6 protein-coding genes are annotated in these 5,769 nt (G+C 43.0%); 2 read left to right on the top strand and 4 right to left on the bottom strand.

The genetic code is table 11. The annotated features are described in order from the left end of the window. Both F6K37_RS30740 and F6K37_RS30735 read left to right on the top strand, forming a co-directional pair. The coding region (locus F6K37_RS30740) for an alpha/beta fold hydrolase (protein WP_287254315.1) at positions 1-331 on the top strand (331 nt) is incomplete at its 5' end. A gap of 48 nt (positions 332-379) precedes the next feature. Further along, complete coding sequence (locus tag F6K37_RS30735; RefSeq protein ID WP_008190444.1) at positions 380-670, top strand: hypothetical protein; 291 nt, start codon at positions 380-382, stop codon at positions 668-670. Here the strand turns inward: F6K37_RS30735 and F6K37_RS30730 are convergent. The 4 genes from F6K37_RS30730 to F6K37_RS30715 form a co-directional block, all read right to left on the bottom strand. Then, positions 663-1,394 carry an FkbM family methyltransferase gene (locus F6K37_RS30730; RefSeq protein WP_008190442.1) on the bottom strand — a complete coding sequence of 244 codons (732 nt, stop codon included), beginning with the start codon at positions 1,392-1,394 and terminating at the stop codon, positions 663-665. The genes F6K37_RS30735 and F6K37_RS30730 overlap by 8 nt on opposite strands. Positions 1,395-1,398: 4 nt before the next feature. Next, on the bottom strand, positions 1,399-3,513 hold the full coding sequence (locus tag F6K37_RS30725) for a nucleotide-binding protein (RefSeq protein WP_287254312.1): 2,115 nt from the start codon (positions 3,511-3,513) through the stop codon (positions 1,399-1,401). A 255-nt stretch (positions 3,514-3,768) separates the two neighbouring features. Beyond that, a complete protein-coding gene (locus F6K37_RS30720) occupies positions 3,769-4,608 on the bottom strand; it encodes a PIG-L deacetylase family protein (RefSeq protein WP_287254310.1) in 840 nt (279 codons plus the stop codon). Between the two features lie 61 nt (positions 4,609-4,669). Continuing rightward, positions 4,670-5,769 (bottom strand): glycosyltransferase family 4 protein (locus F6K37_RS30715; RefSeq protein WP_287254308.1); only part of this gene is annotated, 1,100 nt, incomplete at its 5' end.

Here is a 5,769-nt window from a genome sequence, read left to right as displayed (position 1 = left end):
AAGTAAAAACGCTTACTATGATAAAGGTTGGGCCTCTGAAGATGCCCGAATTTGTGCTGCATTGCACCTAGAAATGCCTGGTTGGAATCAAGCCTTGATTGCGTTTACCAAAAGTGGTGGTTATGGTTATTTTGGGGATAAGCTGGCTCAGATTAGCCAGCCAACCCTAATTTTATGGGGTGACCATGACCAAATTTTAGGGACTGCTGCTGCTAGCAAGTTTAAGCATGCCATCCCACAATCTCAATTAATTTGGATTAAAGACTGTGGTCATGTGCCTCACTTGGAACAAGCTCAAATTACTGCTGAGCATATTTTAGAATTCGCCTAGACTTCGGCGGGGTGGATCTCATTAAAGCTGTTTGACCCGGTGGGTGGAATGGGGATCAGGCGTGGAATGGGCATCTTGCCCGTTACAATTTTCAAACGGGCTGTCCCAACAAAGCGCGAAGAGGCGGAAAATGACGCTAGCCCTTGGGTGGTGCGTTACGGGGCGGGCTGCCCCAACACTGGCTACGAGGTTGAACATGAGGGCAAGCCCGCCCCTAACGCACCCTACGCACCCTACGCAACTTTCCCCTATTGCCTATTGCCTATTGCCTATTGCCTTTTTCGGCAATTCGTGTGTTTACAACCGAGATACAAACGCGCTTATAGCATTTTCAGTTAAGTTTTGAAAACGCGATCGCATGTCCAACATACCAGGGAATATTGGGATAAGCTGGTTCCAGGGGCATGATTTTATATCCTAGAGAGTCAATAAAAATCTCAATGGTTTGATTCTTCAGTTTAAAGGACTCTTGATTACCATCATCTACTTCATAAATCAGGATGGGCTGATACTCTTTAATAGTTTCAATCATCCCCCTTAAAACATTAATTTCTGCTCCTTCCACATCGATTTTCACGACCGTTGGGGGTTTCAAAGTCTTTTGGGACACCAAATCATCAATACACACAAGGTCAACTGTCATTTCACCCCTGAGATCTGGAGGTGTACCCGCTGTAGCTAAAGTAGCTCCCCCTGAATGATGGGCCAGCAACAATTCTCCGGTTCCGGTTGATTCAGAAACGGCTTGTGGGAAAACAGTAACATTGGAGAAGCTATTAAGCTCGACATTCCGTCGAATAATGTCAGCATTGTTTGGGACTGGCTCAAAAGCATAAACCTGTCCAGATGGCCCAACTAGCTTCGCAGCAATAATAGTAAAAAATCCAATATTGGCACCGATATCATAGAAGATATGATCACGGTTTAAGCAGCTTGCTAAAGCGTTCTGAAGTGGAAGTTCATAGGTACCACGTGCAAAATCAGGATTAGAACCATCCCCATGGAATTTTAGTCCTGCACCTACTCCATGGTTAAGGGTTACCTGTTGATTGCTTAAATTCATGACTCTACACCTTTGCTACAAAGTTTTGAAATACACTTCCTGTATCGTTGCCCCATTCCCAGTTAGCAACAATCCCAACTCGATTAATTCTAAGACGCGCCGCATCTGGATAAACATCTGTCAGGGCACGATACAATACTGGCTCATCATTGATGAATATCATGTAATTCATGCCATCAAAAACCATGCGGAGCCGATGAGAGACACCCCAGGAAATGCGTTTACCCACATTTGTCCAGACAGCATCAAATAATTCTTCAAAGCCATTGAGATAGAAAAAGGAAGACATGGAAGCACCACCGTAACAGTCATCTAACCAGTTATTGATAGTGATATAGTTGTCAGCATCCTGCCAAAAGATAAACCCTCCACGACCTTTTTCTCCCTGTCCTCGTCTAGTTCCAGGGGGAGTAATGTCTACCTGTAAATCCGCTATTTCTGGCTGATCCCAATCAATGGTGTAGGCAGTGCGACCTGGATTAGGATGCTTAGCATCAGCTTGGACTTTGGCTGTACTATTCCCAGTCAGCTTAATTACCCCTAGCCCAATATTCCGATGCCAGACTTTGCTACCACTAGTGGTGGTTTTTCCCATCAAGTCCCCAGCTGCACCAGCAAAATCTTCAGTGATAGCTATTTCGGTACCCTCTACTACCCAAGGGGAGCCTAGGTCAAGTTCGGAAGGAATAGGGATAGTGCGTGGGTGAGCCTCAAAGGAGCGAAAATACAGACTATTATTAGGGTTAATCCCACCAATGCCAACACCGGTAGCGTTTTGCAGGCGGGTATCTGTAAAGCACTTGTTAAAGACTAACTGGCCATTGAGATACAGGCTGAAAGTCTTACTATCATCCAATATCTGTAAAGAGTTGATCGCTCTTGGCTGTAAATACCATAGATCGCTCACAGCTAAACATTCCCAGCTATCATGGTCTTGAATCATAAGTTGACATTTCTCCCCGTCTGCTAGGAAACTCCAGAATTGGTTTTTATCCTGAACACGCCACACAATGCGGACTCCAGTTATCTGAGTAGACGTTTCGACCAGCAAATGGATTAGCCCAGAGGGTGTGGGACACTCCAACATAGCGACGCTATCCGGTTGAGTGGCTCTAGCACCATCAGCTGTTAACTCATAACTTCCTTGAGAGACACTCCAGACACCACCCTTGTCCGCTTCAGCACCATCTAGCAAACCATCACCAATCAGGTCATCTGCTGCCTGAGCTGTACCGTACCAGGTGGCGATGTCTGAAATTTGGGCTACATTAGCGCCATAAATGCGCGTATCGACTTCAAAACCATTCTGTCCCAAAATACTTTGGTATACACCAGCATATACTGTCGCATCATCATTGAAAGGATCAATAGCAATGGGACGCATGTTAGGGTAAGCGGCCAGACCATGAGCATTAGGAACAGAAGCAGCATAATAGGCAGCTCCCTTTTCCCGCAAAACCACGATGTAATAAACCTGGAGATTTTGTAAGCCCCTAAATGCTGAGAGCAGATACCCGCCCAACCGAGTCCACAACTCTCCATTTTCTGCCCCAGTGGCATGAACAATAAAGGCATTTCCCTCTACAGTCGGGTCAACAGGAACTTCCCTGGGGAACCAACCCACTGCCATATTTTCATCAATATTTGGCAATTTAAACGGTTTGAAATATCTTGAAATTCTGGAGGTACTACGAATCCACCATAGGAGCTTTCGCAGCATCCTGCTTTTTTCCTGACTGGAAGTCCAACGCAGAAGCCGTTTAGCCGGTTTATCTGTCTCAGGACCAATCATCCACCGATGGAGTCGTTCTGTCAGGGGCTCAATCCTTTCGGTCTGGGATGTATTATGACCATTGCTCAGAAACACTGCAAAGGCGAGTCCATTGGTACGGGTGTACGGACCATAAGCAATGCCCTGTCTGCCCCACGCAGGTTTTAGCAGGGGCTGGAGACGTAATGCGCCATTGTCAATCCCAATCAGCTTTTCGACATCTATACCCTTACGAACTGCACCACTGGAACTTTTAGTACCAATGGTTTTACCTGCACAACAGTTGTCTGAGAATGAATCTGTGAAGGATTTGTTTACTAAATTTTCTGGTGGATTTAATTGTTGCATGTTGTTACTTATTTATATAGCGTTTTTAAATGAGATGTGAAACTAGGATTGATGGAAATTATGAATTCCCTACTCCCTACTCCCTACTCCCTACTCCCTTCTTCTTTATTTAAGATAAACACAAAATAAAATGGATATATGATAACCCATATATCCATAACTGATATGACTGATAAAAATCTTGAACACTCTTATTATTTATGATTTCATGATTATCTTGAATGAAGTTGCCAAATTGGCTAATTTATCGCTGCATCAATACTCTTCAAAATTATGATTCAAACTATATCGACGAAATAATTCATAGTTTTGAAAAAAACAGTCTAAAAACTCCCCCTCTGAAACATCCCTCAGGGTTAGCCAGCGCGGATGAGGAATTAGTTGTTTCATTTGAGATTGATGTTGGTCTAGGGCAGTACGTTTGATATCAAAAATATCACCAATATAGACAGATAATCTAAAATCATTCAGTAAGCGAAACCCTGAGATGATGTTTTTTTTAAAAAAGGAGATCAGGTTTGGTTTACTCCCTTCGACCCTTGTCCAAGGCCAGTGATTCCAGAACCATATAGGATACTCATAAACTGTCACATCAAATTTAATTGTTTTGAGTGCAGCTACGACAATTTCATTGGTAGCATTATGGTCAGATACCCCATCGTTGTAGTAGGGAATAAAAATTTCTTCAGGAAGATAGTTAAGAATAATTTTGGCGACGTTTTGGATAGCTAAATTTCTGGTTTTATCTAATGTTCCATCTTTGAATTCCAAAAAGCTGACATCATGGTGTTGCAGACCAAGTTTTTGAGCTGCTGCCAAGGCTTCATTAGCGCGTATTGATTTTACTTGATTTGCTGGAATAAGATGAGCATGAGATTGACATCCATCTGTCATAAAAACAATTTTAACATCGGCTCCGGCTTGCTTTTTACGGATAATTGTTCCACCACAGCCAAGGGTTTCATCATCCTGATGGGGGGAAAATATAATCGCTGAGCGTCTTAGATTATTTCTTTCATACTCAACTCTGGTACTATGGATTAGAAAACGATAAAACTGGCGTACCAGAGTTTGTAAGGATAATTGATTGTTCATTTTTAACTTGTCACTTGTCACTATTCCCTGAGCCGAAGTTCAACACTTCTGTCTTTTACTTTCAAAGAATAGTCTTGTACTGCGTAAGTAAATCATCAACAACTTTCTCGAAAGAAAATAGTTCAACCGCTCGCTGATGTCCAGCTTGTCCCATGGATGTTCTAAGTTCTTGGTCAGAAAGAAGTTGCAAGATAGCGTCTGCTAAAGCATCAGCATTACTCCGTTCAACCAGCAGACCTGTCTTACCATCTTCCACAATCTCGGGAAAAGCACCAGCTTGGGTAGCAATAACGGGAAGACCTGCAACCATAGCTTCCACAATTGGCATCCCAAATGCTTCGTGACATACTGACGGAAATACAAAAATGTCTGCCTGCTGATAATAATTGACTAACTTAGATTGAGGAAGGGAGCCAGTGAAGGATACTTGGCTGGCTAGATCAGCACCAAAGTGATCATTCAATTCGGACAGGTATCGTCTCAGGTAACCTGTCCAACTTTCATCACCGTAGAATGATGCTAACTCTGCCACTTTGGAGTCATCACTTAATCCCACAAGATAGTCGTAGGGTAATGCACCTACAGGACCAACGAGATCAAGTTTGGTTTCAGGGCAGCGCTCGAGCACTTTTCTAAAAGCTTCTAATAAGACATGGGAGCCTTTTTCTGGAGATACTCTCCCCACGTATAGTAATCGTTTAGCACGATTTTTTGTGCTGCCATTTTGCTGATTATCGCTGACATAGAAATTCATGAAGCGATCAAGGTTTACCCCATTAAAAACCGGCTGACAGCGCTCGGCAAATTTAGGGAAACGCTGGCGAATCCCTGCTGTGATATACTCACTAGTACCAATAACTAAATCTACCTTACTAAGCCGCTTTTCTATAATTTTGTGATCGAGTTGGGTCAACCACTCACAATGCATGTGCAGGGCAATTTTTATTCCTGGGTTCAAAGCTCGTATCACTGGAATAAACTGAGATAAGTTGTGAATGTGAACAACATCACATTGCTGTTTTTTCAAGTCATTGGCTACCTGTAAAATATATGCTAGGTAATAGAGTTGGGAGCCAAATATAGGACGTTTTTGATTCTGGAATCCTGGAATTTTTTCCAGATAGTTTAGCAGTTTTTTATCCCGGCCTATGGGAATATATC

Source organism: Moorena sp. SIO4E2 (genome assembly GCF_010671945.1).
GTDB lineage: Bacteria > Cyanobacteriota > Cyanobacteriia > Cyanobacteriales > Coleofasciculaceae > Moorena > Moorena producens.
Note: the sequence above shows the minus strand (reverse complement) of the source record. Positions and strands in the feature narration are given on the sequence as shown.

Coding starts and splice junctions, on each gene's coding strand:
- F6K37_RS30735 (WP_008190444.1), top strand. CDS start 380: ATGGGGATCAGGCGTGGAATGGGCATCTTGCCCGTTACAATTTTCAAA.
- F6K37_RS30730 (WP_008190442.1), bottom strand. CDS start 1,394: ATGAATTTAAGCAATCAACAGGTAACCCTTAACCATGGAGTAGGTGCA.
- F6K37_RS30725 (WP_287254312.1), bottom strand. CDS start 3,513: ATGCAACAATTAAATCCACCAGAAAATTTAGTAAACAAATCCTTCACA.
- F6K37_RS30720 (WP_287254310.1), bottom strand. CDS start 4,608: ATGAACAATCAATTATCCTTACAAACTCTGGTACGCCAGTTTTATCGT.